This window comes from Pseudomonas sp. TWRC1-2 (assembly GCF_049896685.1).
Lineage (GTDB): Bacteria > Pseudomonadota > Gammaproteobacteria > Pseudomonadales > Pseudomonadaceae > Aquipseudomonas.
The window spans coordinates 131,530-156,565 of sequence record NZ_JAFCUU010000010.1; the positions used below are offsets into that span (position 1 = coordinate 131,530).

Here is a 25,036-nt window from a genome sequence, read left to right on the forward strand (position 1 = left end):
TAACCATCCAGTACATTTTATCTCCACAACCAATAATAACTGTGGAGATACCCCAAAATGCCGCCCATCGTGCTGGTGCTCAACGGCCCTAATCTCAACTTGCTCGGCACCCGCGAGCCCGCCACCTACGGCCATGAAACCCTGGCCGACATTGCCGCCCTGTGCGGGCGCAGCGCGGAAAAACTCGGGCTGAAAATCGAATTCCGCCAGACCAACCACGAAGGCGAACTGCTCGACTGGATCCACGGCGCCCGCGCCCGGTGCGCCGGCATCGTGATCAACCCGGCAGCCTGGACCCACACCTCGGTAGCGATTCGCGACGCACTGGTGGCCAGCGAAGTGCCGGTGATCGAGGTGCATTTATCCAACGTGCACGCGCGTGAGGCGTTTCGGCATCACTCGTTTGTGTCGCCCATTGCCAAGGCGGTGCTCGCCGGGTTCGGCAGCCATGGTTACCACCTGGCCCTGGAACACTTCAGCCACACGTTGAAAGGGTGAAGCCGATGAAACCGCGCATCCTCGCCGGCCTGATCGGCGCAGGTATCCAAGCCTCCCGCACGCCTGCCCTGCATGAGCAGGAAGGTGATGCCCAGGGCTTGCGCTACCTGTATCGCCTGATCGACCTGGAACCGCTGCAACTGAATATTGATGCCCTGCCCGACCTGCTGCACGCCGCCGAGAGGATGCAGTTCACCGGCTTGAACATTACCTACCCGTGCAAACAGGCGATTCTGCCGTTGCTCGACGAATTGTCCGACGAAGCCAGGGGCATTGGCGCGGTCAACACCGTGGTGTTCAAGAACGGCAAACGCATCGGCCACAACACCGACTGCCTGGGCTTCGCCGAAGGGTTCCGGCGTAATTTGAATGACGTCGCGCGCCAGCATGTCGTGCAGATGGGCGCCGGCGGTGCGGGCGCGGCGGTGGCCCACGCGCTGCTGGCCGAGGGCGTGCACCACCTGAGCATTTTCGACGTGGACGTGACCCGCGCTCGGGACCTGGTGGATAACCTCGCCCAGCATTTCGGCGCCGGGCGGGCGCAGGTCGGCAACCACCTGGAAAGCGCCATGGCCGAGGCCGATGGGCTGGTCAACACCACGCCGATGGGCATGGCCAAGCTGCCCGGCACGCCGGTGCCTGCCCATCTGTTGCGGGCGGCATTATGGGTCGCAGAAATCGTGTATTTCCCGTTGGAAACCGAGCTGCTGCGCGATGCCCGCGCCTTGGGCTGCCGCACGCTGGACGGCGGCAACATGGCGGTGTTTCAGGCGGTAAAAGCGTTTGAGCTGTTCAGTGGTGAGAGGCCGGATGCGCAGAGGATGTTGGCGCACTTCCAGAGCATGAATACCTGACTGCCGAAACCGACCCCATGTGGGAGCGGGCTTGCTCGCGAAAGCGCTGTGTCAGTCGCTGGATGTATTGACTGACACTCCGCATTCGCGAGCAAGCCCGCTCCCACAAGGGTATTCGATGGATTTAGGCTTGCAGGTAACGCATCACCGCTTCACAAATCATCTCCCGATGCCGCTGTTTAACCGCCTCGTCCGACAACCCGATCTGAAAGATCTCACTGAACGTATGGCGGTTGGACACTCGGTAAAAGCTGAACGAGTTGATCAGCAGGTGCACGTCCAACGGGTCCAGCCCTTGGCGGAACACGCCCATCTCAACGCCGCGCTGCAAGGTTGCGCCAAGCGCTTCGAGAATATTGCTGTTCATCGCCTTGATCGAATCCGAGCGCTTCACGTATTCGGCGTTGTTGATGTTTTCGATGCAGACGATGCGCACGAAATCCACGTTCTGGTCATGGTGATCAAAGGTGAATTCCACCAGCCGACGAATCGCTTCGCGCGGCTCCAGGGCGGTGAGGTTCATGCGGGTTTCAGTATTGCGAATGTCGCCGTAGAGCTTCTCCAGCACCTCGACGTATAACTGCTCCTTGCTGCCGAAGTAGTAATAAATCATGCGTTTGGAGGTGTGGATGCGTTCGGCAATGGCATCCACGCGAGCGCCGGACAGGCCCTGCTGGACAAACTCGACGATCGCTTCCTGCAGGATGTTTTCGCGGGTCTTTTCCGGATTGTTCTTACGACTCTTGCGCGGTGCGTCTGACACAGCGGAGAGGTCGGGGGTCAGGGTCATGGTGCGCTCACGGCCATTTTTGTTGTGCAGGCCGCGATTATGGGCCGAGGCGCTTCCCGAAGGAAGCACCTGGCCGCGCCGTCATAACCGTGCTTGTCGCGGCGCCCCGCTACGCGATTTGGCCATCGCCGCCAGGCGCACTGCCACGTTGGCTGCGCCATACCCGGCATAGCCGTTTTTGCGCTGGATGATCTCGAAGAAAAACCGCCCTTCGAACGGCTCGGTGTACACATGAAACAGCTCACCGCCCTGAGCGTCACGGTCGTACAGCACGTTGTAGTACGCCAGCTCGCTGAGGAACTCGTCGTCGAAATCAAAGCGTGCCGCCAGGTCGTCGTAGTAGTTGAGCGGGATGTCCAGCAACGGCACGCCTGCCTCTTTGGCCCGACTCACCTCGGCGAAGATATCCGCACAGTCGAAGGCGATGTGGTGCACACCCGAGCCGCGGTAGCTCGACAGCGCGTGGGAAATCGCCGTGTTGCGGTTCTCGGAAATGTTCAACGGCAGGCGAATCGAGCTGCAGCGGCTGCGCAACGCGCGGCTTTTCACCAGGCCGTACGGGTCAGGCAGCACCACTTCATCATCGGCTTCGAAATCCAGCAGGCTCTTGTAGAACAACACCCAACTGTCGAGGCTGTCGGCGGGCAAGGCCATGGCCATATGGTCAATGCGCAGCAGGCCGCCGCTTGAGGTGGTAGTCGGTTGCAGATTGAAGTCGGTGCCGTACAGCCCGCCTGCGTTCTGATCCACCAGGTAAATCAGGCTGCCGTCCGGCGCACGCACGGCGGCCAACTCCAGTTCATTTGGCCCTACAAGCCCCCGATATGGCTGGCCCTTGTAAGCCACCGCCCGCTGCAACGCCTTGGCGCTGTCCTTGACCCGAATCGCAGTGGCGCACAGCGACGGCCCGTGGGCTTCAAAAAAGTTGTGGGCAAAAGAATAGGGTTCGCAATTGAGGATCAAGTTGATATCGCCCTGGCGCAACAGGCTCACGCTCTTGGAACGGTGCTGCCCGGCCTTGACGAAACCCAAGCGTTCCAGCCATTGGGTGAGCTTGGCAGCGAGGTTTTCATCCACGGCAAACTCAAGAAATTCGATGCCGTCGTACTCGCTGGCGGCCGGCGTATCAAACAGCAGGTCGACCGGTTGAGCAGGCGCTTGCTGCTTGAGGCGCTCGCGGGTTTTCTCTTCCAGGTACAACAGCGAGCGCAGGCCATCCGCCGCATTCGCCCGCGTCGGGGCTGCGCGGAAACCATCGTTGAAAATTTCCAGAGACAACGGCCCGCTGTAGCCACTCTGGATAATCGGCGCGAGAAACCCCGCCAGATCGAACTCGCCCTGCCCCGGGAAGCAGCGGAAATGCCGGCTCCACTCCAGCACGTCCATGGCCAGGATCGGCGCGTCGGCCATTTGCACAAAAAAGATTTTGTCGCCCGGGATCTGGGCGATTGCACTCGGGTCGCCCTTGAGCGACAGGGTGTGAAAGCTGTCGAGCAACACGCCAAGGCTCGGGTGGTCGATCTGGCGCACCAGGTTCCACACCTGCTGCCAGGTATTCACGTGCTTGCCCCAGGCCAGCGCTTCATAGCCGATGCGCAGGCCACGGCGGCCGGCGTGCTCGGCGAGCAGGCTGAGGTCGTCGAGCAGAATCTGCTCATCGCCGACGCAATCGGCCGAAGCGTTGCTGCACACCAGCACCAGGTCGGTGCCCAGTTCCTGCATCAAGTCGAACTTGCGCTCGGCGCGCTCGATGTTGCGCGCCAGACGGTCGCGGCGGCAGCCTTCAAAGTCGCGAAACGGCTGGAACAAGGTGATGGCGATACCCAGGTCAGCGCACATCTGCCTAACTTCCCGTGGGCTGCCGTCGTAATACAGCAGATCGTTTTCGAAGATTTCCACGCCATCAAACCCGGCAGCGGCGATGGCTTCGAGTTTTTCCGGCAGGGTTCCACTCAAGGAAACAGTGGCAATGGAGCGTTGCATGGGGCGACTCCCGACAAATGAGGCTCGTCTTATTTACGGCAAATTATTGGCCGCTAAACTGTGCACAGCAATTGAAATGTACGAACCGGTTAGTTTTTTGGGCGATTATCGAACAAAATGGTAATCCGCGAATTGACGAGTTTTTAGCCACTGCGCACCATCGAACACGTATCAAGACCCAGAACACACCATAAAAATTTCAAAAAAACGGGTACGACCTCATGCCTTCGCAAACTCCCGCCGTGGCCGTGCGCCACAGCAATCCGCACAGCGGCATCGGCGACAAAATCCGCGGCGCCATGGCCGTGGGCAAAACCCGCTGGGGCATGCTGGCCCTGGTGTTCTTCGCCACCACCCTGAACTACATCGACCGCGCCGCGCTGGGCGTGATGCAACCGATCCTGGCCAAGGAGATGAGCTGGACGGCGATGGACTACGCCAACATCAACTTCTGGTTCCAAGTCGGCTACGCCATCGGCTTTGTGCTGCAAGGCCGGCTGATTGACCGAATTGGCGTGAAGCGCGTGTTTTTCTGCGCCGTGTTGCTGTGGAGCATCGCCACGGGCGCCCATGGCCTGGCGACGTCGGCCGTCGGCTTTATGGTCTGCCGCTTCGTTCTCGGGCTGACCGAGGCCGCCAACTACCCGGCCTGCGTCAAGACCACGCGGTTGTGGTTCCCGGCCGGTGAGCGCGCGGTGGCCACCGGTATTTTCAACGCCGGCACCAATGTGGGCGCGATGATGACGCCGATGCTGCTGCCATTGATCCTTCACGTGTGGGGCTGGCAGGCGGCGTTCCTGTGCATGTCGGCACTGGGCGGGATCTGGCTGGTGTGCTGGGGCCTGAAGTACTACAACCCGGAAGACCACCCGACGGTCAAAAAATCCGAATTGGACTACGTGCTACAGGAAGTCGAACCGGAGCAACCCAGTGTGCCTTTCAGCCGTATCCTGCGCATGCGCGGCACCTGGGCCTTCGCCCTCGCCTACGCACTGACCGCGCCGGTGTTCTGGTTCTACCTGTACTGGCTGCCACCGTTTCTGAACCAGCAATACAACCTGGGCATCAACGTGACCCAAATGGGCATCCCGCTGATCATCATTTACCTGACAGCCGACTTCGGCAGCGTGGGTGGGGGGATTCTGTCGTCATTCCTGATCGGCCGTGGGATGAATCCGATCAAGGCGCGGCTGTTGTCGATGCTGCTGTTTGCCTGCTGCATCGTCGGCGTGATCATGGCCGCCGGCTCCAGCCAGTTGTGGGTCGCCGTGTTCGCCATCTCCCTGGCCATCGGCGCGCACCAGGCCTGGACCGCCAACATCTGGAGCCTGGTAATGGACTACACGCCCAAGCACATGATGAGCACGGTGTTCGGTTTCGGCGGCATGTGCGCAGCCATCGGCGGCATGTTCATGACGCAGATCGTCGGCCACATCCTCACGGTCACGAACAACAACTACACCGTGCTGTTCACCCTGATCCCGGCGATGTACTTCATCGCGCTGACCTGGATGTACTTCATGGCGCCTCGCAAGATTCCGACCGTCGAGGCTTGATTCAGCGCCGCCGCTGCTGCCAGGCAGCGGCCAACCCACTCATGCAGATCACCCCGATGCCGACCACCGTGGTCATGTCGGGGGTATGGTTGAACACCAGCCAGCCCAACAACCCCGCAAACACGATCTGGCAATAGCCGAACGGCGCCAGCAAGGCCGGCGCCGCAAAGCGGAAGGCCTGGGTCAACATCAAGTGCGCGGTCATGCCGCACGTGCCCAGCGCCAGCATCAGCACGCCATGCCACACCGTGGGCAACTGCCAGAAGAACGGCACCATCGCACTCATCACCAGGGTATTGCACAGGCCAGCGAAAAAGTTACTGGTGGTCGGCGTGTCGTATTGGCTGAGGATGCGCGTGAGCAGCTGGTAGAAGCAGAAGAACAACGCCGAACACAGCGGCAGCAGCACCGCAGGCGTGAACAGCTCACCGCCGGGGTGGATGATGATCAGCACGCCGACAAACCCGCAGATCACCGCCAGCCATTGGCCACGTGTCACGTGTTCACCTAGCAAGGGCACTGACAGTGCTGTCACCAGGATCGGCGCCAGGAAGTTCACCGCCGTGGCTTCCGCCAAGGGGATGTAATGCAGCGCCGCGGTAAAAAACAGGCTGGTGCCCAGTAGGCACAACGCACGCACCACCTGCATGCCCGGGCGTTTGCTGCGCAGTACGCGCAAGCCCGACTGCGGCAGGAAAATGCCGGCCATCAACAAGGTGTGCACCAGGTACCGCGCCCACACCACCATCACGATCGGGTAGAACCCGGCCAGGTATTTGGACAAGGCGTCGTGGCTGGAAAACAGAAACGTTGCCACCACAATCAGCAAAATGCCTTTGAAGGGATGGTTGACGCCGGAAAGGGGTGTACTGACAGTCATTGAATTCTCTTGCATGGCGGGCTGAATGCTGAGCACTGAACACGCAAGCGCTCAACCCGGTAATCTAGCAGGCGGGCCTGCGTGCGCCCCAAGAGCATAACCAAACACCGTGCGAACAGCGCACTAAATCACCGGATTCGAGTCCAACGCTGCACCTTTGCCCGCGCGTTGCACTTTTTAACCAAGGCCTTGCCGCTATGAAAAAGACACTCTTTGCTCTTTCTGCTCTCGTCCTGCTCACTGCTTGTAACCAAGAGTCCAAAGAAGCGCCCAAGCCCGCCCCGGCCTCGGTGCAGGCCACCCTGGTACCGGCCACGCCGCCCACCGACAAATGGGTCGGCAAGTGGATCGGCGTCGAAGGCCTGAACCTGACCATCGCCAAGGACGACAGCATCGGCCGCGGCCACTACGTTCTGACCATGAAGTACGGCCTTGACGCCGACGACGAAGGCACCTTCAAAGGTGAAGCCAACGAAGACGGTATCGCCTTTACCCGCCCGGACGGCCCGCAACAATTGAGCGCCGGTGACGGTGAAGCCACTGGCCTGAAATGGCTGGCGGATAAAAAGGACTGCCTGATCGTCGATACCGGCGAAGGCTATTGCCGCGACTGACCCAATCAAGCTGACACAACTTTCATCTGGCGCCCCTGCCTGCACGGCCTGACAGCAGCAATACTAGGCAACTCTTGTTGCTTGTCGGACAGCCGGGCTGGCGCCATTCATACGCACCAACAACACTGCTCTTACAAAAGTGTTCGACAGGTTTAACGAGAGGATTGCCCCATGCTATGGAAAAAAGGCCGACGCAGCGACAACGTGGTAGATGCCCGCGATGACAGTGGCGGCGGCGGTGGCGGCATGCGGTTTGGCGGCGGCAAGGGGCTGAGCCTGACGGCAATTGTGCTGATCGTCGGTATTGGCTGGCTGACCGGCCAGGACCCGCTGCAGATCCTCGGCCAGTTGACCGGCCAGGCGGAGCAAGCGCCGTCAGTGAGCACGCAGTCGCGCCAGGCACCGCCGGCCAATGACCAGCAGGCCGATTTCGTCCGCGCGATTCTGGGTGACACTGAAGACACCTGGGGCCAGGTGTTCAAGGAAAACGGGTTGGTCTACAAGAATCCGAAACTGATTCTGTTCCGTGGTCGGGTCAATTCCGCCTGCGGTGGCGCCACCTCGGCCAGCGGCCCGTTTTATTGCCCGGCTGACCAGCAGGTGTATTTGGACCTGGATTTCTTCCGGGAAATGTCGCAGCGCTTCCAGGCCGCCGGCGATTTCGCCCAGGCCTACGTGATCGCCCACGAAGTCGGGCACCACGTGCAAACGCTGCTGGGCATCTCGGCCAAGATTCAAGCCGCGCGCCAACAGGGCCGCCAGATGCAAGGCGACGGCGGCCTGCTGGTGCGCCAGGAGCTGCAAGCCGACTGCTTTGCCGGCGTGTGGGCCAACCGTGCGCAAAAACGCCTGAACTGGCTGGAGCCCGGCGATATCGAAGAAGCACTGAATGCGGCCAACGCCATCGGCGATGACCGTTTGCAACAGCAGGGTCAGGGCCGCGTGGTGCCGGACTCTTTTACCCACGGCACCTCTGCGCAGCGCGTTCGCTGGTTCAAAACCGGCTTCGCAGCGGGCCAGATCACTCAATGCGACACTTTTACAGCGAAGAGTCTTTAGATGAATAAACGATTGGGATTGCTGTTCGGCGTGATGATTGCCTGTTCCTCCTCCACCTGGGCCGCCGAAAAAGAACACGGCGTCAAGGTGGTCAGCCCCGATCGTTTCCACCTGGACGCCGGTGACCTGAGCCTGGGCTTGAGCCAGGACTGGAACCAGCCGCTGCCCAACGTGACCCGCGCGCTGATCATCGTGCATGGCCGCCTGCGCAATGCACAGACCTACCTGCAAAGCGGCGAAGATGCCGCCGAAAACGCCGGGCTTGCGGCCAAAACCCTGGTGATCGCGCCGCAATTTCTCAACGAGTCCGACATAAAGCGCAACCACTTGGGCAGCCAGGTGCTGCGCTGGAACGGCAATGACTGGATGGCCGGCGACGCCTCGACGGGCCCTGGCCAGCTCAGCTCCTACGGCGCGCTGGACCAGATCATCAAGCACCTGGGCAACCGCAAGCTGTTCCCGGCGTTGAAGGAAATCGTGGTGGCCGGCCATTCCGGCGGCGGCCAGGTGGTGCAGCGTTTCGCCCTCACCGGCCACGACCACCCGCTGCTGCAAACCGAAGGCATCAGCCTGCGTTATGTGGTGGCCAACCCGTCGTCCTACGCCTATTTCAGCCCGCAACGCCCGGTGAAATTCGACACGGCCAGTTGCCCTGGCTTCAACGACTGGAAGTACGGCATGCAAAACCTGCCGGACTACGCCAAGGGCCAGAGCGCGCAGCAGCTTGAGCAGGCTTACGTGTCACGCGACATCACCTACTTGCTCGGTCAGCAGGACACCGACCCGAACCACCCGGCGCTGGATAAAAGCTGCGAGGCCGAAACCCAGGGTGCGTATCGCCTGATTCGTGGGCACAACTATTTTGACTACCTCAAGCAGCGTCATCCGCAGATGACTCAGAGGTTGGTGGAAGTGCCAGGGGTTGGGCACGATGGGGATAAGATGTTTACTTCGCCTGAGGGCGAGAAGGTGTTGTTCCCTAAGTAAAAACAGCTGACGAAACCGGATAAAAATGTGGGAGCGGGCTTGCTCGCGAAGGCGGATTTTCAGTCGACTCATCAGTGACTGATCCACCGCTTTCGCGGGCAAGCCCGCTCCCACATTCGATCTTCAGTGCTTGGGCTAAATCATCTGGCGCAGCACTGCGCAATCCGCCGCATGCCAATCCGCCAGTTCCGGCCACGGGTTCTCCGGCAGGTTCACCAGCACCGTGCGCGTCCCCGCCGCCCGCCCGCAATCGAGGTCAAAGCGGTAATCCCCGACCATCACCATTTCGCCCGGCGAAACCTCCCAAGCTTCTGCCAGTTTCAGCAACCCACCCGGGTCCGGCTTGGGCGGCGCATCTTCACGCCCCAGCACATCGTCGACGGCAAAGCAGTCCGCCAAGCCAATCGCCTGCAGCGTGATGTGCGCCAGCTCGCGCGCATTGCGCGTCAGGATGCCCAGGCGATACCCGCGCCCGGCCAGCTCGCGCACCAGCTCCACCGCACCTTGCGCCGCCACTGACCCCACAGCCAGCTCGCGTTCGTGCGCAAGCAACCACGCGTGCTTGGCCGCCGCCACGTCCGCCGGCAAGGCCGCCAGGTGCGTGAGGATGTCGTCTTCGGGCGGAATCTCCAGGGCCACGCGGATCGCCGCAAAATCATGCACGGCCACCGTGAGGGTGCCGTCCATGTCAAACACCCAATGCTTAACGTCCGACAGGCTCATGCCCAGTCCTTGCGATGACGAATCAAGCCTTCCTGGGTCACCGAGGCCACCAGTTGCCCGGCGCGGTTGTACACGCTGCCGCGCGAAAAACCGCGCGAGTTGCCGGCCCACGGGCTGTCCATTGCGTACAGCAACCAGTCATCGGCGCGCAAGTCGGCATGAAACCACAGCGCGTGGTCGAGGCTGGCGACCTGCATATCTTTTTGCCACACGGTCTTGCCATGGGGCAGCAACGAGGTGGTCAGCAAGCCGAAATCCGAGGCGTAGGCCAGCAGGTATTTATGCAGCGCGGGCGCGTCGGCCAGCGCGCCGTCGGCGCGGAACCACACGTACTTGACCGGGTCGGACGGCTGCGGGTTGTACGGGTCTTTTTCAGTCACCGGGCGCACTTCGATCGGCTTGGGGCACAGCAACTTGTCGCGCATGTGCTCGGGGATCAGGTGCGCACGCTGCTTGGTCAGTTCCAGCTCGGACGGCAAGTTCTCCGGGCCGACCACCACAGGCATGGTGGTCTGGTGCTCAAAGCCCTTTTCGTCATATTGGAACGACGTGGTGCAGGTGAAAATCGGGTTGCCCTTCTGGATAGCCGTGACGCGGCGCGTGCTGAAACTGCCGCCATCGCGCACGCGGTCAACCGAATACACCACCGGCAATGACGCGTCGCCGGGGCGCAGGAAATAACCATGCAGGGAATGCACATGTCGTGCTTCTTCTACGGTCTGGCTGGCAGCCGACAGCGACTGGCCCAGCACCTGGCCACCGAACAGTTGGCGAAAACCCAGGTCCTGGCTGCGGCCGCGAAAGAGGTTTTCCTCGATCGGCTCCAGCGTCAGCAAGTCCACCAGATCTTCCAATACTTGGCTCATAGAGCAACTCCTACAACAATCGAGAGGGCATTCCGGGCTGCTTATCCGTGCAGCGTGTCCAACCATTGGGCGCGGGTGATGCGATACAAAACATGATGGCGCAGCGGGTCATCGGCTGCGACCTTGGGGTGTTCAAAATCTGCCTGGGGATCGTAATGCATACCGATGGCCTGCATGACTTTTTGTGATGGCAGATTGGTTTCGGTGGTGAAGGCGAGAATTTCATCCAACTGCAGTCGGTCGAAACCACACCGCAGCGCGGTCCACGCGGCCTCACTGGCGTAGCCCAAACCCCAATGTTCGCGGGCCAGGCGCCAGCCAATTTCCACCGCCGGGGTAAAGTCCGCTTCAAAGCTGACATTCAGCAGCCCGGTCAGGCCGATAAATTCGCCAGTGTCCTTGCGCTGCAAGGCCCACAGGCCAAAGCCGTATTCAGCGAAATGCCCGCGAATCCGGCCAATCAGCGCCGCGCTTTCCAAGTGGCTCAACTTGGCCGGGAAATAACGCATCACCTGCGGGTCGGCGCACATGCGCGCAAATTCCGTTAAGTCGCTGTCGCGCCATTGGCGCAGCAGCAAGCGCGCGCTTTCCAATTCCAGTATCGGCTCCATGGGTCCCCCTCCCTTGCCATGTGCGTGAGTGTACAGCGCTGGTAAGATCCTTCGCAGGTTCCCGTCAGAAAATCCCATGCCCTTGCCATTGATCTACCACGATGACTACAGCCCTGAGTTCCCGGCAGACCACCGGTTTCCCATGGACAAGTTTCGCCTGTTGCGCGATCACCTAGTGGACAGCGGGCTGACCGAGGACAGCCAATTGCTGCGCCCCGAACTGTGCCCACCCGAGATTCTGGCCCTGGCCCATGACGCTGGGTATATCGAACGCTACATGGGCGGCGAGTTGTCCCGCGAAGACCAACGGCGCCTCGGCCTGCCGTGGAACGAAGCCCTGGCGCGGCGCACCGTGCGCGCGGTCGGCGGTTCGATCCTCGCGGCCGAACAAGCGCTGCAACACGGCCTGGCCTGCCACCTCGCGGGCGGCACCCACCACGCCCATTACGATTACCCGGCCGGCTTTTGCATCTTCAATGACCTGGCGGTGATCAGCCATTACCTGCTGGCCAGCGGCCGGGTCAACCGCGTGCTGATCTTCGACTGCGACGTGCACCAGGGCGACGGCACTGCACGCATCCTCCACGACACGCCGGATGCCATCACCGTGTCGCTGCATTGCGAAAAGAACTTCCCCGCACGCAAGGCCCAGAGCGACTGGGACATCCCGCTGCCCATGGGCATGGGCGACGCCGATTACCTCAAGGTGGTGGACGATGCGCTCAACTACTTGCTGCCGCTCTATCAGCCTGACCTGGTGTTGTACGACGCCGGTGTCGATGTGCACAAAGACGACGCCCTCGGTTACCTCAAGCTGACAGACGCAGGCGTCGCCGCCCGTGATGAAAGCGTGATGCGCCACTGCCTAGGCCGCGACATTCCGGTGATGGGCGTGATCGGTGGCGGCTACAGCAAAGACCGCCCGGCCCTGGCCCGCCGCCATGGCATCCTGCACCACAGCGCTCAGCGGGTGTGGACGTCATCAGGCTGTCATTGAAGTGTGAGCGTTACCCACAATGCCTGTGGAACGGCCTGTGGATAACTTGAGCGTAAGCGCCTGAAAGCGAACAGCCGTATGGCCTGTAGGAAAGTGTACGTTTTTTGATCAGGCAGCCACGCTGCCGTCGGGTAGAATGCTCGGCCTATTCAGCGACCGTAGCCTTGCCCATGCCTCAGCTCCCTTCTCGACACGTCACTCTTATCGGCGGCGGCCCAGCCGGGCTGATGGCCGCTGAAGTCCTGAGCCAGGCGGGCGTGCGGGTAGACCTGTATGACGGCATGCCATCGGTGGGCCGCAAGTTTCTGCTCGCGGGCGTGGGCGGCATGAACATCACCCACTCCGAGGCGTACCCGGCGTTCCTGTCGCGCTACGCCGAACGCGCGCCGGACATGGCGCCGCTGCTGCGAGCGTTTGGTGCCGAGGCGTTGTGCGAGTGGATTCATGGGCTGGGCATACAAACCTTTGTTGGCACTTCCGGCCGCGTGTTTCCTACCGACATGAAAGCCGCCCCGCTGCTGCGCGCCTGGCTCAAACGCCTGCGCGATCAAGGCGTGGTTATCCACACCCGCCATCGCTGGCTGGGCTGGACGGCCGACGGCGGTTTACTTATCCACAGCCCGGACGGCGAAAAAACTGTCCACAGCGATGCGGTGTTGCTGGCCCTAGGCGGCGGCAGCTGGTCGCGCCTGGGCTCCGATGGCGCCTGGCTCACGTTGCTGGAAGACAAAGGCGTGCCTTACGCGCCGTTACAACCAAGCAATTGCGGCTTTGAGGTGTCAGCTTGGAGCGAATTGATGGTGAGCAAATTCGCCGGCGCGCCGTTGAAAAACGTCGCCATTGGTGTGGCGGATGACAAGCCACGGTTGGGCGAATGCGTGGTCACCGCCATGGGCATCGAGGGCAGCTTGATCTACGCGCTCTCGGCGCCGATTCGTGAAGCGATCAATCGCGATGGCTCCGCCACGGTGCATATCGACCTGCTGCCGAGCAAGCCGCTGGACAAGGTGCAGGCTGCACTGGCCAAGCCGCGTGGTTCGCGCTCGATGAGCAAGCATTTGCACAGTCAGTTGGGCCTGGATGGGGTCAAGGCGGCGCTGTTGCGTGAGTTGGCGCCTGCGGAACACTTTCATGATCCGGCGCAGCTGGCGGTGGATATCAAGGCATTGCCGCTGACGCTGGTGAAAACGCGGCCGATGGATGAAGCCATCAGTACGGCGGGTGGTGTGCCGTTTGAGGCGCTGGATGAGCGGTTGATGCTCAAGCAATTGCCGGGCGTGTTTTGCGCCGGGGAGATGCTCGATTGGGAAGCGCCGACGGGCGGCTATTTGCTGACGGGGTGCTTTGCCAGTGGGCGGGCAGCGGCGCGGGGCATGCTGGAGTGGCTTAGGCGCTGAAATCGGCGGTGAATTCAGAGCCGCCCTCGCAGGCAAGCCAGCTCCCACATTTTGAGCTGTGAATACATTCAAAAGGTGGGAGCTGGCTTGCCTGCGATGAGGCCATCAGCAGCGCCGCAAAATCACTTCTTCTTGCGCGGACCTGTGTTGAACACCGGCACTTTGCGCACCGGCTTGATCGACGGTTCAGCCGGCGCTACGTCCCCGCTGTCCACCCACTTACCCAAATTACGTTTACCGCCGCCACCGCCCGACGTCTTGGGTTTCTTCGGCTTTTTCGGTTTCTTCACCACTTGCCCACTGGCGTCGGTGTCCGGCACGCGGTGCTCGGGTTCGAAATCCGGCTCCGTTTTGCGGGTCAGGGTCTGACGCGTGAGCATCTCGATGGCCGACAGCATGTTCACCTCATCGGCACACACCAGCGAAATCGCCTCACCGGTGTTGCCCGCACGGCCGGTACGACCAATACGGTGAATGTAGTCTTCGGCCACGATTGGCAGGTCAAAGTTGACCACCAGCGGCAAGTCTTCGATGTCCAGGCCACGGGCTGCCACGTCGGTGGCCACCAGAATCTGCACGTCGCTGGATTTGAAGCGATCCAGCGCACGCTGGCGGGTTGCTTGCGGTTTGTCGCCGTGGATGCCGTCGGCATTGATGCCCAGGCCCTGCAACTTGTCCACCAGCGCATCCACGCCGTTACGGGTCTTGGCAAACACCAGCACCTGCTTCCAACGACCTTTGCGCATCAGGTGCACAAACAGCTCCGGCTTGCGCTTCTTGTCCACCGGCACCACCCATTGCTTCACGGTGTTGGCGGCGACGTTGCGCGGGCTGACTTCAATGCTCAGCGGGTCGTTGAGCATCTGCCCGGCGAGCGAGCGGATCTCATCGGAGAAGGTCGCGGAGAACAGCAGGGTCTGGCGCTTTTTCGGCAGCATGCGGTAGATGTTCGCCAGCTCTTCGGAGAAGCCCAGGTCGAGCATGCGGTCGGCTTCATCCAGCACCAGGGTTTGCAGCTGGTTGAGCTTCAGCGCGTTCTGGCGGAACAAGTCGATCAGGCGGCCAGGGGTGGCGACCAAAATGTCGACGCCCTTGCGCAGCTTCATCATCTGCGGGTTGATGCTCACGCCGCCGTACACCGCGTAGGTGGTCAGCGGCAGGTGTTGGGCGTATTCGGCGACGCTGGCGTGAACCTGCTCGGCCAGCTCGCGGGTCGGGCACAGAATCAGCGCACGCGCCGAGTTGGCGGCGACTTTCGGCCCTTCCATGGTCAGCAGTTGCAGCAGCGGCAAGGCGAAACCTGCGGTCTTGCCGGTGCCGGTCTGGGCCGCGGCCATCAGGTCGCGACCGGCCAGCACCGCCGGAATGGCTTGCGCCTGCACCGGCGTCGGGGTCTGGTAGCCAAGCGTCTCAAGGGCGCGCAGCAAGGGTTCGATCAGGCCAAGGGTGGCGAAAGTCATGTGTTTACCGTAGGAAAAATTCAGCGCAAGGGCGTAATGCGCGGCAGTTTACCTTATTTCCGGCTTGGGCTTTCGCCACTGGGGCAGGCTGATCAGCAACACCGCGCTGATGATCACCAGCATCGCCAAGGCTTCCTCCATGCCGATGGTCTCGCCGACGAAGACAATACCCAACAACACCGCGACGGCCGGGTTCACGTAGGCATAACTGGTCGCCGCCGCCGGGCGCACGTGTTTGAGCAGGTACATATAGGCATTGAAGGCGATGATCGAGCCGAACACAGCCAAATAAGCCAAGGCCAGCCAGCCTTCAATCGGCGGCACGGCATGCAGGCGCTCACCGGTCAGCGCACTGCCCACCAGCAGCAGGGCACCGGCGATGATCATCTCGGCCGCACTGGCCATGGCGCCGGCAGGCAACGGCAAGTGCCGGCTCCACACTGAGCCGAAGGCCCAGGAGGCAGCGGCGAACAGCAGCAACATGGCGCCGGTGGGGCTCGATTGCAGGTTGGAGCCCATGTTGAGCATGGCGATGCCGATAATCCCCAGCACCACTCCGGCCCACTCCAGACGCGTATTGCGTGCGCCCCAGAAATACCCACACAGCAACGTGAACAACGGCACCGTCGCCACCGCCAACGCGGCCACGCCGGAAGCAACGCCCGTGTGCTCGGCCACCGTCACCGCACCATTACCAAAAGTCAGCAGCAAAACGCCGATCTTGGCCGCCGCCTTCCACTGCACCCACGTCGGCGCAGGCGCCCCGCGCCAGCGCAAATAGCCATACATCACCAACCCCGCTACCAGGAATCGAATCCCGCCCAGCATCAACGGCGGCCAGTACTCCACGCCGATTCGAATCACCAGGTAGGTAGAACCCCAGATCACATACAGCGCAAAAAAAGCGGCAATCAACGGTAAGGGAAAGCGACGTGGGCCAGGCATTGGGTAGCTCTGCGGCAGAATATTGGAGGCTTATTCTAAAAAGGCAGCACGCTGAACATAAGTTACAAAACCTGTTTAAAGCGCCCATACACTTTTCAAAACATGGTTATGAAGGCTATAACCCGTGCATTCGAAAGCCACGCATCACCGGAGCCTTATCATGGATAAATACGACCGCATGCTCCTCAGCGCCCTGCTCGAAGATGGCCGCGCTTCCTATGCGCAGTTGGCCCGCACCGTAAACCTCTCCGCCCCTGCTGTGGCTGAACGCGTGGCCAAGCTGGAAGCCAGCGGGGTGATCACCGGGTATCAGGCCAAGGTCGACCTGTCGAAAATTGGCCTGCCGATTCAATGCACGATAGAGCTGCGCCTGACCAACAATGGCAGCCAGAAGGTCTACGACGCCTTGGCGGAAATACCCGAACTGACTGAATGCCACCGCGTGACAGGCGACCCGTGCGTGATCATGCAGGCCGCGGTGGGCTCGATGCCGGAACTGGAGAACCTGATAAACCGGGTGGCGAAGTTCGGGTTCAGTAAAACCTCGATCATTTTGTCGAGCGCGATAGCGCGGCGGGTGCCGTTGGGGCAGTTGGAAGGGAAAGCCACCTGACACCGATCGTTCCCACGCTCTGCTTGGGAGTGCCGCCAAGGGTGCTCTGCGTCCGCTCTTGAGGTCGTGACGCGGAGCGTCACAGGATGCGTCACCACGCGGAGCGTGGGAACGAACAAACAGGAAATTTACTGTGGGAGCTGGCTTGCCTGCGATGGCGTCAGTTGTGTCACCGCTTCCCATTCTTTTGAAGGACGTTTCCGAGCGACATTTCATGCCTTGTTCCAGCTAAATTCAGCCGCTAGTCTTCCCCACGTCATCGGCCCTTCGGTGACCGGAAGTGCAAGCCGAAATTGACGAAGGAGAGAGTTACAAGTCCCGGAGACTCAACATGGTCAAAACAACCTCTGCTTCAACTGATAACCATACAAACTTCCTCAGCGAAGACGCCCTGCTCAACCGACGAGCCATCGACTACTACCTCAAAGCCTGCGCCCCGGATGCGCCCAACTTTGTGCTGAATGACAACCTGAGCTTCGAAGACGCCCTCGCCCATGCGGCGGATTTGCTGCATTGCGCGGTGGAGACGGCGCAGGTGGCGGGTGAGACGATCAGCGCGCAGCAGCGAGCGGTGATGCATTTGGTGGGGATGGCGAAGGAGGTGGTGGGTCGGGCGTTGGAATGCGTGCAGCCTAGATAGCCTGACAAGCGAGCTTTAGGGGCAAATGGGCTTGTTGTGGCGAGCGGGCTTCTGTGGCGAGCGGGCTTGCCCCGCGTTGGGCTGCGAAGCGGCCCTAATGAAGTCACCGCGTTCTGTCAGTTGGAAATGGGTGCCAGGGTTTGGGGCTGCTGCGCAGCCCAACGCGGGGCAAGCCCGCTCGCCACAGAAGCCCGCTCCTCACAACAAGCCCGCTCTCCACAATTAGTCCTCCGCCCACATGAGATCTGCGCAGGGTTCAGAACCCGCGATGCTTCTTCAGATGCTCATTGATCTTCGCCGCCGGCACTTTCTGCAAGGTGCACAGCAGGTCGTGGGACAGTTCGCGCAACCCATGCGTACCGCGCAATTGCTCGGCCAGGTGCGCCGTCAAGTTAGCTGCCATTTCGGCATCCGCCATCGCCCGGTGGGCCTTGCCGGTGTGGGGCAGTTGGGCGTAGCTGTTGAGGGTGCCGAGTTTGTGGTTCGGCGCCGACGGCATGAGGCGGCGGGCCAGCAGCAGCGAGCAGGCGAATTTTTGCAGGCGGGTGCGACGGATCAGGCCCAGTTCAAAATCCCAGAACTTCTGGTCGAACGCGGCGTTGTGCGCCAGCAGCGGCGTGGTGCCGACGAATTCATTCACTTCGTTCATCACCCGCTCGGCCGGTGGCGCGCTGCGCAGCATGGCGTTGCTGATGCCGGTGAGTTGTTCGATAAACCCCGGCACGCGCACGCCGGCATTCATCAGGCTCTGGTAGCGGTCCACGATCTGGCCGCGTTCAAGGATGACCACCGCGATTTCCGTGGCCCGGCAGTGGCTGCTCGGGGTGATGCCGGTGGTTTCAAAGTCGATGACCGCTATACGTTCCAAACCTGTTCCAACTCCGTCTGACAATTGACTTATTTAAGCAGCAGCGCGCCTTCGATCGGCACGTAGCGGCTGGCGGCGCGGATCAGCGAGTTGGCCGTCAGCCCCGGGACGCCATAGGCCACGGCTTCGACGCCATGCTTTTGGATGATGCGTTCGAGCAGCATGTCGAAATCGCCGTCGCCGGAGGCCAGCACCACTTCGTCGACGTGGTCGGCGGCGTCCATGATGTCGAGGGTGATGCCCACGTCCCAATCGCCCTTGGCCGAGCCGTCGCTGCGTTGGATGTAGGGTTTGAGTTTTACCGTAAAGCCCAGGTTGCGCAGGATCTGCTGGAATTGCTGCTGCTTGCTGTCGCCACGGTCGATGGCGTACGCATAGGCTTCGACGATCTGCCCGCGCGCGCTGATGTCAGCCCACAGGGCGGCGTAATTGAAGTGGCAACCGTAGGCCTGGCGCACGGTGTAATAGAGGTTTTGTACATCGGCGAACACCGCAATTTTCTTCACCGCACTTCCCCATGGATGCCACTTGGACCTCGGACGTGAGAGCCCGCAAAGGCGCCAGTATGCCAGCCATGGGAAAGTTTCAGCGAAAAATCAGCCCGGGGCGACGAAGCGCCCCGGTTGAAGGCGGGTCAGACGAAGGAATCGTCGTCGCCAAACGAGGAAGAATCGTCGCTGTAGTCGCTGTCGGCGAAGCTGTCCGAGGCGTTGTCGCTGCCCCAGCTGTCATTGCCGGCAAACTTCTGGTCGTCGTTGCCCCAATTGCCGTTATCACTGGCGGGCGCCGGTTCTTCGCGGATGATTTCTTCCACCACTTGCGGCTGTTGCGAGTTGTGGTTGAACAAGCTACTGATGCCTTCGGCCAGCATCACACCACCGGCCACACCGGCAGCGGTTTTCAACGCCCCGCCAAGGAAGCCGCTGCCAATCGGTGCTGCAGGCGCTTGTTGTGGCTGTTGATAGTTTTGCTGCGGCGCGCCGTAGTTTTGCTGGGGCGCAGGCTGGCCAAACGAAGGCCGCCCAGGCTCACGCCAGCCGCCACCGGAAGCCGCCGGCGCACTTTGCGTAGGTTGCGGGTCACGGGAGCCGCCGCCAAAGATGCTCGACAGAAAACCGCCACTGCTCGGCGCCGGCTGTGCTGCCTGAGCCTTGGCCTGCTGCAACTCATCCTGCAATTGCTGGATCTGCTGCGCCTGCTGCTTGTTCTGCGCGTCGAGGCTCTTGATCGCGTGTTCTTGCACCAGGATCGACTGGGTCATGTAGTACCCGGCGGCCGGTTGGCGAGTCATGTGCTCCTTGATCCGCGCTTCGGCCAGGGCGTCGCGGGGGGCTGAGTCCGTTTCGGCTTGCTGCAGCCGTGAAAACAGTCCATCGATCAGGGTTTGCTCTTCGCTGTTCATGGCGACCTCGTTAGATTGCCGGTAAAAATCATGGGCCCGCCTGTGATCAGGCGAGCTACGCACTAGTTATGGGGCTGTTACCAGACGTTTCAATGGTCTTTACGCAAGGTTTACGTTTGCTTACCTCTCGTCATGATCGGTTAAAATGTGGGCCTTGCTTTTCGGTCTGTGATGAACCTGATGAATCCGTTAGACGTATTGCGCGACTCCTTCCGTTTTACTCAGCGTAACCTGGGCGCCATCGTACAGCTGTGCCTGCCCCTGGTGATCCTCGAAGCCCTGCTGCAACAGGTAATCGAGCACACGCTGGCGCCGGATGCTTCGCGCGCCTACAGCATTGTGGTGGGGTTGGTGATGTACCCGCTGTACGTCGGCGCCTTGATCTTGTTTCTGGATGCCCGCACGCGTGGCGACTCGCCGCGCACTAAAGACTTGTGGGCGACGGCCTTGACCCTATGGCCACGTTTCGCCGTGCTGACCGCGATAAGTACATTGCTGGTCTGGCTGGGCCTGTCACTGTTTTACCTACCCGGCCTGTGGCTGATGGTCGTGCTCGGTTTTGCCGAGTACCTGCTGGTGCTGCGCGGCCTGTCGGCGCTGGGGGCGATGCAGGAAAGTTTGCGCCTGACTCGCGGGCATTTTTGGCGAATCCTGGTATGCCTGCTGTGTGTGATGATGCCGCTGTTGCTGCTCAAGGAAGCCACTGATGCCGTCTACCCCAGCCCGAGCCCAATGCTCGCCACCGTGCTCGACAGCGCCCAAAGCTTTTTGCAACTGTTTACCAGCGTGGTGCTGTTCCGTTTATTCATGCTGATCGGTGGCGATGCCGACGCGCGGTGATATGCTCCTGCCACTCCTGAAACGCCATAAGCCGAGCCGATGACCCGTTTATTGCGCATCACCCTGTTGAGCCTGCTGATTATCGCGGGCCTGCTCGCCGCCCTGATCTACAGCCTGACCTGGCGCCCTGCCGACAAACAAACCCTGCCCGTCAGCTGCGTCGCGCCGCGTGCGCCAACGCTGCTGCCCGGGCAGGCGCTGAAGGTCATGACCTGGAATGTGCAATACCTGGCGGGCAAGAACTATGTGTTCTGGTACGACACCGCCGACGGCAACGGCCCGGATGATCGCCCTACCGTGGAAGACATGGCCTCCAGCCTCGACGAAGTGGCGCGGGTGATCCGCGACGAACAACCCGACATCCTGCTGCTGCAGGAACTCGACGAAAACGCCAAGCCCTCCCATTACCAGGACCAGATCGCACTGCTGCAGGAACGCTTGGTCGATCTCTACCCGTGCAGCGCCCAGGCCTTCGACTGGAAAGCCGACTTTGTGCCCAGCCTGCATATCTTCGGCAGCGTCGGCCGCAAGCTGGTGACCCTCAGCCGCTACCAGATCGAACACGCCGAACGCCTGCAACTGCCGGTGTCCCCAGCTAACATCATCAGCCGCCAGTTCCAACCCAAGCCTGCGTTGCTGCTGACCTACCTGCCGCTGAGCGATGGTGGCCAATTGGCCGTGCTCAACACCCGGCTGGATGGCGATATGCCTGGGCGGTCGGCGGTACAGGAGCAGGCTAAAGCCACCGTGAAGCTGCTGGATAAATTCGAAGGGCGTGGCACGCCATGGCTGATCGGTGGGGACTTCAACTTGCTGCCACTGGGGCAATTCCTGCGCCTGGACGCCGATAAGCGCGGGCAGTATTCGCCAGACAGCGAGCTGCATTTGCTGTGGGATAAATACCCGATGATCCCCAGTAACAGTGAATCCAGTGGGATTGACCGGGCGAAGTGGCTTACGCACTTCCCCAATGACCCAAGTGTGGATGGGCCGGATCGGACGTTGGATTATTTGTTCTACAGCCCAAGGATCAAGCGGATAGAGGCCAAAGTACGGCAAGAAGACACACTGCGTATCTCCAACCACCTACCAGTGATCGCCCGGTTCCTGCTCCCGGCCGCGCAATAACCCACACCACAAAGCTCAATGTGTGTGGGCTTTTGTGGGAGCTGGCTTGCCTGCGATAGCATCGCCTCGGTGAAACAGGTACACCGAGTCGTCTGCATCGCAGGCAAGCCAGCTCCCAAATTTGCTCTCCACAAGCTTTACTTGCGCGGTTTGATCCGGGCGGTGGGTTCGGCCACCAACGGGTCATCCGGCCAGTAATGCTTCGGGTACCGCCCCTTCAAATCCTTTTTCACCTCGGCATACGTGCTGCGCCAGAAGTTCGCCAGATCCTGGGTCACCTGCACCGGCCGGCGCGCCGGGGACAGCAGGTGCAGCTTGACCGCCTGGCGCCCACCGGCAATACGCGGCGTGTCCGCCAGCCCGAACAATTCCTGCAAGCGCACCGCCAGAATCGGCGGCTGTTCGCTGTAGTCCAAACGCACCGAGGAGCCCGAGGGCACCTTCACGTGCTGCGGCGCCAGCTCGTCCAGGCGCTGGGGCAGCGGCCAGGGCAACAGGTTGTGCAGGAAACTGGAGATATCCAGGTTGGCGAAGTGGCTCAGGCGCGAGACTTTGCCCAAGTACGGCATCAGCCAATGCTCCAGGCTGGCGAGCAAAGCCTTGTCGCTGATATCCGGCCACTCACTGGTTTTGCCGGCGTCCAGCTGACGCAGCAGCATGACGCGGGCCTGCCATTGGCGCAGTTCAGGCGTCCACGGCAGCAGCTCCAGGCCTTTGCGGCGCACGAGGTTGACCAACGCCTGGCTGCGCGCGGACTCGTCCAGACCGCTCAGCGGTTCGCGACTGAGCACCAGTTCGCCGACTTTGCGCTGGCGCTCCGCGCGCAGCACGCCTTCGCGCTCGTCCCAATCCAGCTGATCGACGTTGCGCACTTGCTCGGCAAGCACTGTGTCGAACAGCGCCGGATCGAAGTCGGCCGCGAGGTAGATGCGCTCTTCGCGCTGGCCCTGACGGCTGCCGAGGTCGGCGATCACCAGCCACGCTTGTTTCATCAGGCTGTCGGCCTCGGCGAACAGCGCGGCACGGCCATTGGCCAGGCGGTATTCGGCGCCGCCGGGGCGACGTTGCTGGGCGACGCGGTCCGGGTAGGCCAGCGCCAGCAGGGCGCCGAGCCAACGCGGGTGATCGGGATCGGGCACGGCCTGAGTCGCCTGGCCTCTTAAATAGCTGCGGTATTGCCGGGCAAGTTGCTTGGCGCGCTGCACGCCGCCTTGAGTACCTCGCGCACGCTCCTCGCCGGACATCAGCGCCAGCCGGCTGTGCAAATCGGCACCGGCGCCGCGCAAGATGTCACGCTCGCCCAACAGCGCGGCGACGTCACACGCCGTGGCCGCCAGCCCCAGGTCCTGCCCGCGCAGCAACAGGTGGGCGATACGCGGATGCGCGGGCAACTCGGCCATCTTCTGGCCATGGGCGGTGAGTTTGTCGTCGTTCAACGCGCCCAGACGCACCAGCAAATCCTGAGCCTGGGCGTACGCGGCAGTCGGCGGCACATCCAGCCACACCAGTTGCGTGGGCGTGACGCCCCAACGCGCCAGTTGCAAGGCCAGCCCGGCAAGGTCGGCGGCGAGGATTTCCGCACTGCCATACGCCGCCAGGCCTTCATGCTGGTCTTCGGACCACAGCCGATAACACACGCCCGGCTCCAGGCGCCCTGCCCGGCCGGCCCGCTGGGTGGCGCTGGCGCGGGAGATGCGTTGGGTGTCGAGGCGGGTCATGCCGCTGCCGGGGTCGAAACGCGGGACCCGCGCCAGCCCGGCGTCGATCACCACGCGCACGCCGTTGATGGTCAGGCTGGTCTCGGCGATGTTGGTGGCCAGCACCACTTTGCGTTTGCCGGCGGGCGCCGGGTCAATGGCGGCGCGTTGGGCGTTGAGGTCAAGCTCGCCATGCAGCGGGCACAGCAGCACATCCGGGCGATCACCCAAAGCGTCGGCGAGTTGTTGATTAACCCGGCGAATCTCGGCCTGCCCTGGCAGAAAGACGAGAATGCTGCCGGTCTCGTCATGCACAGCTTCAAGGACGGTCTGCACCACACGCGGCTCGATGAATTCACCGGCCTGGTACGGGCGGCCCCAGCGCATCTGCACCGGGAACATGCGCCCTTCGCTGCGCAGGATCGGCGCGTCATCCAGCAGGCCGGACAGGCGTTCGCCTTCGAGGGTGGCGGACATCAGCAGGATTTTCAGCGGTTGTTCGTCGCGAAACAGATCGCGGCCATTCAGGCTCAGGGCCAGCGCGAGGTCGGCGTCGAGGCTGCGCTCGTGGAATTCGTCAAAGATCAGCAGGCCCACGCCTTCCAGCGCCGGGTCGTCCTGCAAGCGGCGGGTGAGGATGCCTTCGGTGACCACTTCGATGCGTGTATTGGGGCCGACCTTGCTGTCGAGACGGATGCGATAGCCGACGGTTTCGCCGACCTTTTCGCCCAGCTCGCTGGCCAACCGTTCGGCGGCCGCACGCGCGGCCAGGCGCCGGGGTTCGAGCATCAGGATGGTCTGCCCGGCGAGCCACGGTTCTTTCAATAATGCCAAGGGCACGCGGGTGGTTTTACCGGCGCCGGGCGGCGCTTCCAGCACGGCTTCATGGCGAATCGCCAAGGCGTCACGCAGGGCGGGTAAAACATCATCGATCGGCAACGAATTCATACTGGCTCCAAAGCAGAGCGGCGAGTATAACGGCGAACTGCCGGGTGCCGGTGCTGGTCTCAAAGACACCGCACAATCCCACGGGTAACGCGGTTAAGTGTGGGAGCGGGCTTGCTCGCGAAAGCGGTGGGTCAGTCAACAGACTTATCAACTGGCAGACTGCATTCGCGAGCAAGCCCGCTCCCACACTTGATCAGCGTTGCCTTGTAGACTTGCTTATAGTCATCTTTCAACCGTGTTCAGGAGATTCCCATGCGTATCGCTTCCCGTGTCATCGGCGGTGTCCTCGCCGTCACCCTGCTGAGCCAACTGACCGCCTGCGGCTCGATTTTCTACCCGGACCGCCGTGGCCAGATCGACGGCAAGATCGACCCGGCGATTGCCGTGCTCGACGCCGTGGGCCTGCTGTTCTATGTGATCCCCGGCCTGATCGCATTCGGCGTGGACTTCGCCACCGGCGCGATTTACTTCGAGCCCGGCAAAACGGCTCAAGTCGCGCCCGAGAAACTGCATGAAGCCATCGGCGCCGACGGCAAGGTCGATAACGCCAAGCTGCAAACCATCATCCAGAAGGAAACCGGCCGCACTCTGCCGCTGGATGACCCGCGCATGATCCAGTTCAAGGGCAGCGTGCAACAACTCGCCTCCCTGGGCCTGCAGCCCGCCGCTTAAGGATTCGA

At 61.7% G+C, this 25,036-nt stretch carries 25 protein-coding genes; 13 read left to right on the top strand and 12 right to left on the bottom strand.

Features of this window, described 5'->3' with window-relative positions:
* The first annotated feature begins 57 nt into the window (after nt 1-57).
* Together aroQ and ACP7B3_RS25420 are read left to right on the top strand one after the other, a co-directional pair.
* Complete coding sequence (gene aroQ, locus ACP7B3_RS25415) at nt 58-498, top strand: type II 3-dehydroquinate dehydratase (RefSeq protein WP_145162258.1); 441 nt, start codon at nt 58-60, stop codon at nt 496-498.
* A gap of 5 nt (nt 499-503) precedes the next feature.
* Nucleotides 504-1,352, top strand: coding sequence for a shikimate dehydrogenase (locus ACP7B3_RS25420; RefSeq protein ID WP_426181720.1), 849 nt, complete (start codon nt 504-506; stop codon nt 1,350-1,352).
* A 124-nt stretch (nt 1,353-1,476) separates the two neighbouring features.
* Here ACP7B3_RS25420 and ACP7B3_RS25425 read toward each other — a convergent pair whose 3' ends face one another.
* Nucleotides 1,477-2,142 carry a TetR/AcrR family transcriptional regulator gene (locus ACP7B3_RS25425; RefSeq protein WP_145162264.1) on the bottom strand — a complete coding sequence of 222 codons (666 nt, stop codon included), beginning with the start codon at nt 2,140-2,142 and terminating at the stop codon, nt 1,477-1,479.
* Nucleotides 2,143-2,223: 81 nt separating this feature from the next.
* A complete protein-coding gene (quiC, locus tag ACP7B3_RS25430; protein WP_369302463.1) occupies nt 2,224-4,125 on the bottom strand; it encodes a 3-dehydroshikimate dehydratase QuiC in 1,902 nt (633 codons plus the stop codon).
* 221 nt (nt 4,126-4,346) lie between these two features.
* On the opposite strand from quiC, the gene ACP7B3_RS25435 reads away from it, so the two are divergent.
* Nucleotides 4,347-5,681 (top strand): MFS transporter, encoded by a 1,335-nt coding sequence (locus ACP7B3_RS25435; RefSeq protein ID WP_145162271.1) that lies wholly within the window; start codon nt 4,347-4,349, stop codon nt 5,679-5,681.
* A 1-nt stretch (nt 5,682) separates the two neighbouring features.
* On the opposite strand, the gene ACP7B3_RS25440 is transcribed toward ACP7B3_RS25435, so the two are convergent.
* The gene (locus ACP7B3_RS25440; protein WP_145162274.1) at nt 5,683-6,561 is read right to left on the bottom strand and encodes a DMT family transporter; all 879 of its coding nucleotides are present in this window, start codon (nt 6,559-6,561) and stop codon (nt 5,683-5,685) included.
* A gap of 197 nt (nt 6,562-6,758) precedes the next feature.
* Between ACP7B3_RS25440 and ACP7B3_RS25445 the strand changes: the two genes are divergently transcribed.
* The 3 genes from ACP7B3_RS25445 (at nt 6,759) to ACP7B3_RS25455 (ending at nt 9,221) form a co-directional block, all read left to right on the top strand.
* Nucleotides 6,759-7,175, top strand: coding sequence for a membrane lipoprotein lipid attachment site-containing protein (locus ACP7B3_RS25445; RefSeq protein WP_145162277.1), 417 nt, complete (start codon nt 6,759-6,761; stop codon nt 7,173-7,175).
* A 171-nt stretch (nt 7,176-7,346) separates the two neighbouring features.
* Complete coding sequence (gene ypfJ / locus ACP7B3_RS25450; protein ID WP_119740949.1) at nt 7,347-8,234, top strand: KPN_02809 family neutral zinc metallopeptidase; 888 nt, start codon at nt 7,347-7,349, stop codon at nt 8,232-8,234.
* Nucleotides 8,235-9,221, top strand: a complete 987-nt coding sequence (locus tag ACP7B3_RS25455) for an alpha/beta hydrolase (protein WP_426181727.1) — start codon at nt 8,235-8,237, stop codon at nt 9,219-9,221.
* Between the two features lie 135 nt (nt 9,222-9,356).
* Here the strand turns inward: ACP7B3_RS25455 and ACP7B3_RS25460 are convergent, their stop codons facing one another.
* The 3 genes from ACP7B3_RS25460 to ACP7B3_RS25470 are packed head-to-tail and all read right to left on the bottom strand — an operon-like array spanning nt 9,357 to nt 11,421.
* Complete coding sequence (locus ACP7B3_RS25460; RefSeq protein WP_426181730.1) at nt 9,357-9,944, bottom strand: HAD family hydrolase; 588 nt, start codon at nt 9,942-9,944, stop codon at nt 9,357-9,359.
* Nucleotides 9,941-10,810 (bottom strand): acyl-CoA thioesterase II, encoded by an 870-nt coding sequence (tesB, locus tag ACP7B3_RS25465; protein WP_145162285.1) that lies wholly within the window; start codon nt 10,808-10,810, stop codon nt 9,941-9,943. The genes ACP7B3_RS25460 and tesB overlap by 4 nt, the downstream gene beginning before the upstream one ends.
* A gap of 41 nt (nt 10,811-10,851) precedes the next feature.
* Nucleotides 10,852-11,421 carry a GNAT family N-acetyltransferase gene (locus ACP7B3_RS25470; RefSeq protein ID WP_242200343.1) on the bottom strand — a complete coding sequence of 190 codons (570 nt, stop codon included), beginning with the start codon at nt 11,419-11,421 and terminating at the stop codon, nt 10,852-10,854.
* Nucleotides 11,422-11,497: 76 nt separating this feature from the next.
* On the opposite strand from ACP7B3_RS25470, the gene ACP7B3_RS25475 reads away from it, so the two are divergent.
* Nucleotides 11,498-12,418, top strand: a complete 921-nt coding sequence (locus ACP7B3_RS25475; protein ID WP_145162292.1) for a histone deacetylase family protein — start codon at nt 11,498-11,500, stop codon at nt 12,416-12,418.
* Nucleotides 12,419-12,588: 170 nt separating this feature from the next.
* A complete protein-coding gene (locus ACP7B3_RS25480) occupies nt 12,589-13,815 on the top strand; it encodes a TIGR03862 family flavoprotein (RefSeq protein ID WP_426181736.1) in 1,227 nt (408 codons plus the stop codon).
* A 122-nt stretch (nt 13,816-13,937) separates the two neighbouring features.
* On the opposite strand, the gene ACP7B3_RS25485 is transcribed toward ACP7B3_RS25480, so the two are convergent.
* Together ACP7B3_RS25485 and yedA are read right to left on the bottom strand one after the other, a co-directional pair.
* The gene (locus ACP7B3_RS25485; RefSeq protein ID WP_426181739.1) at nt 13,938-15,275 is read right to left on the bottom strand and encodes a DEAD/DEAH box helicase; all 1,338 of its coding nucleotides are present in this window, start codon (nt 15,273-15,275) and stop codon (nt 13,938-13,940) included.
* A 48-nt stretch (nt 15,276-15,323) separates the two neighbouring features.
* Nucleotides 15,324-16,220 carry a drug/metabolite exporter YedA gene (gene yedA, locus ACP7B3_RS25490; RefSeq protein ID WP_242200337.1) on the bottom strand — a complete coding sequence of 299 codons (897 nt, stop codon included), beginning with the start codon at nt 16,218-16,220 and terminating at the stop codon, nt 15,324-15,326.
* A gap of 160 nt (nt 16,221-16,380) precedes the next feature.
* On the opposite strand from yedA, the gene ACP7B3_RS25495 reads away from it, so the two are divergent.
* Together ACP7B3_RS25495 and ACP7B3_RS25500 are read left to right on the top strand one after the other, a co-directional pair.
* Nucleotides 16,381-16,833 carry an Lrp/AsnC family transcriptional regulator gene (locus ACP7B3_RS25495; protein WP_145162303.1) on the top strand — a complete coding sequence of 151 codons (453 nt, stop codon included), beginning with the start codon at nt 16,381-16,383 and terminating at the stop codon, nt 16,831-16,833.
* 331 nt (nt 16,834-17,164) lie between these two features.
* Nucleotides 17,165-17,473: a DUF3077 domain-containing protein gene (locus ACP7B3_RS25500; protein ID WP_426181744.1), complete on the top strand. Its 309-nt coding sequence runs from the start codon at nt 17,165-17,167 to the stop codon at nt 17,471-17,473.
* Nucleotides 17,474-17,729: 256 nt separating this feature from the next.
* On the opposite strand, the gene ACP7B3_RS25505 is transcribed toward ACP7B3_RS25500, so the two are convergent.
* From ACP7B3_RS25505 to ACP7B3_RS25515, 3 genes are all read right to left on the bottom strand, one after another.
* Entirely contained in the window at nt 17,730-18,341 is a 612-nt protein-coding gene (locus tag ACP7B3_RS25505; protein WP_145162310.1) for a 3'-5' exonuclease, read from the bottom strand.
* Nucleotides 18,342-18,370: 29 nt separating this feature from the next.
* Nucleotides 18,371-18,847, bottom strand: coding sequence for an NYN domain-containing protein (locus ACP7B3_RS25510; RefSeq protein WP_119740929.1), 477 nt, complete (start codon nt 18,845-18,847; stop codon nt 18,371-18,373).
* A gap of 128 nt (nt 18,848-18,975) precedes the next feature.
* Nucleotides 18,976-19,743, bottom strand: a complete 768-nt coding sequence (locus tag ACP7B3_RS25515; RefSeq protein ID WP_416364966.1) for a DUF2076 domain-containing protein — start codon at nt 19,741-19,743, stop codon at nt 18,976-18,978.
* 180 nt (nt 19,744-19,923) lie between these two features.
* On the opposite strand from ACP7B3_RS25515, the gene ACP7B3_RS25520 reads away from it, so the two are divergent.
* Both ACP7B3_RS25520 and ACP7B3_RS25525 read left to right on the top strand, forming a co-directional pair.
* On the top strand, nt 19,924-20,583 hold the full coding sequence (locus ACP7B3_RS25520) for a YciC family protein (protein WP_416364965.1): 660 nt from the start codon (nt 19,924-19,926) through the stop codon (nt 20,581-20,583).
* Between the two features lie 39 nt (nt 20,584-20,622).
* Nucleotides 20,623-21,711: an endonuclease/exonuclease/phosphatase family protein gene (locus ACP7B3_RS25525; RefSeq protein WP_262206748.1), complete on the top strand. Its 1,089-nt coding sequence runs from the start codon at nt 20,623-20,625 to the stop codon at nt 21,709-21,711.
* 137 nt (nt 21,712-21,848) lie between these two features.
* On the opposite strand, the gene hrpB is transcribed toward ACP7B3_RS25525, so the two are convergent.
* Entirely contained in the window at nt 21,849-24,356 is a 2,508-nt protein-coding gene (gene hrpB, locus ACP7B3_RS25530; RefSeq protein ID WP_426181751.1) for an ATP-dependent helicase HrpB, read from the bottom strand.
* A gap of 252 nt (nt 24,357-24,608) precedes the next feature.
* Here hrpB and ACP7B3_RS25535 point away from each other — a divergent pair, with 252 nt between their 5' ends.
* Nucleotides 24,609-25,028 carry a polyribonucleotide nucleotidyltransferase gene (locus tag ACP7B3_RS25535; RefSeq protein WP_106579351.1) on the top strand — a complete coding sequence of 140 codons (420 nt, stop codon included), beginning with the start codon at nt 24,609-24,611 and terminating at the stop codon, nt 25,026-25,028.
* Nucleotides 25,029-25,036 lie beyond the last annotated feature (8 nt).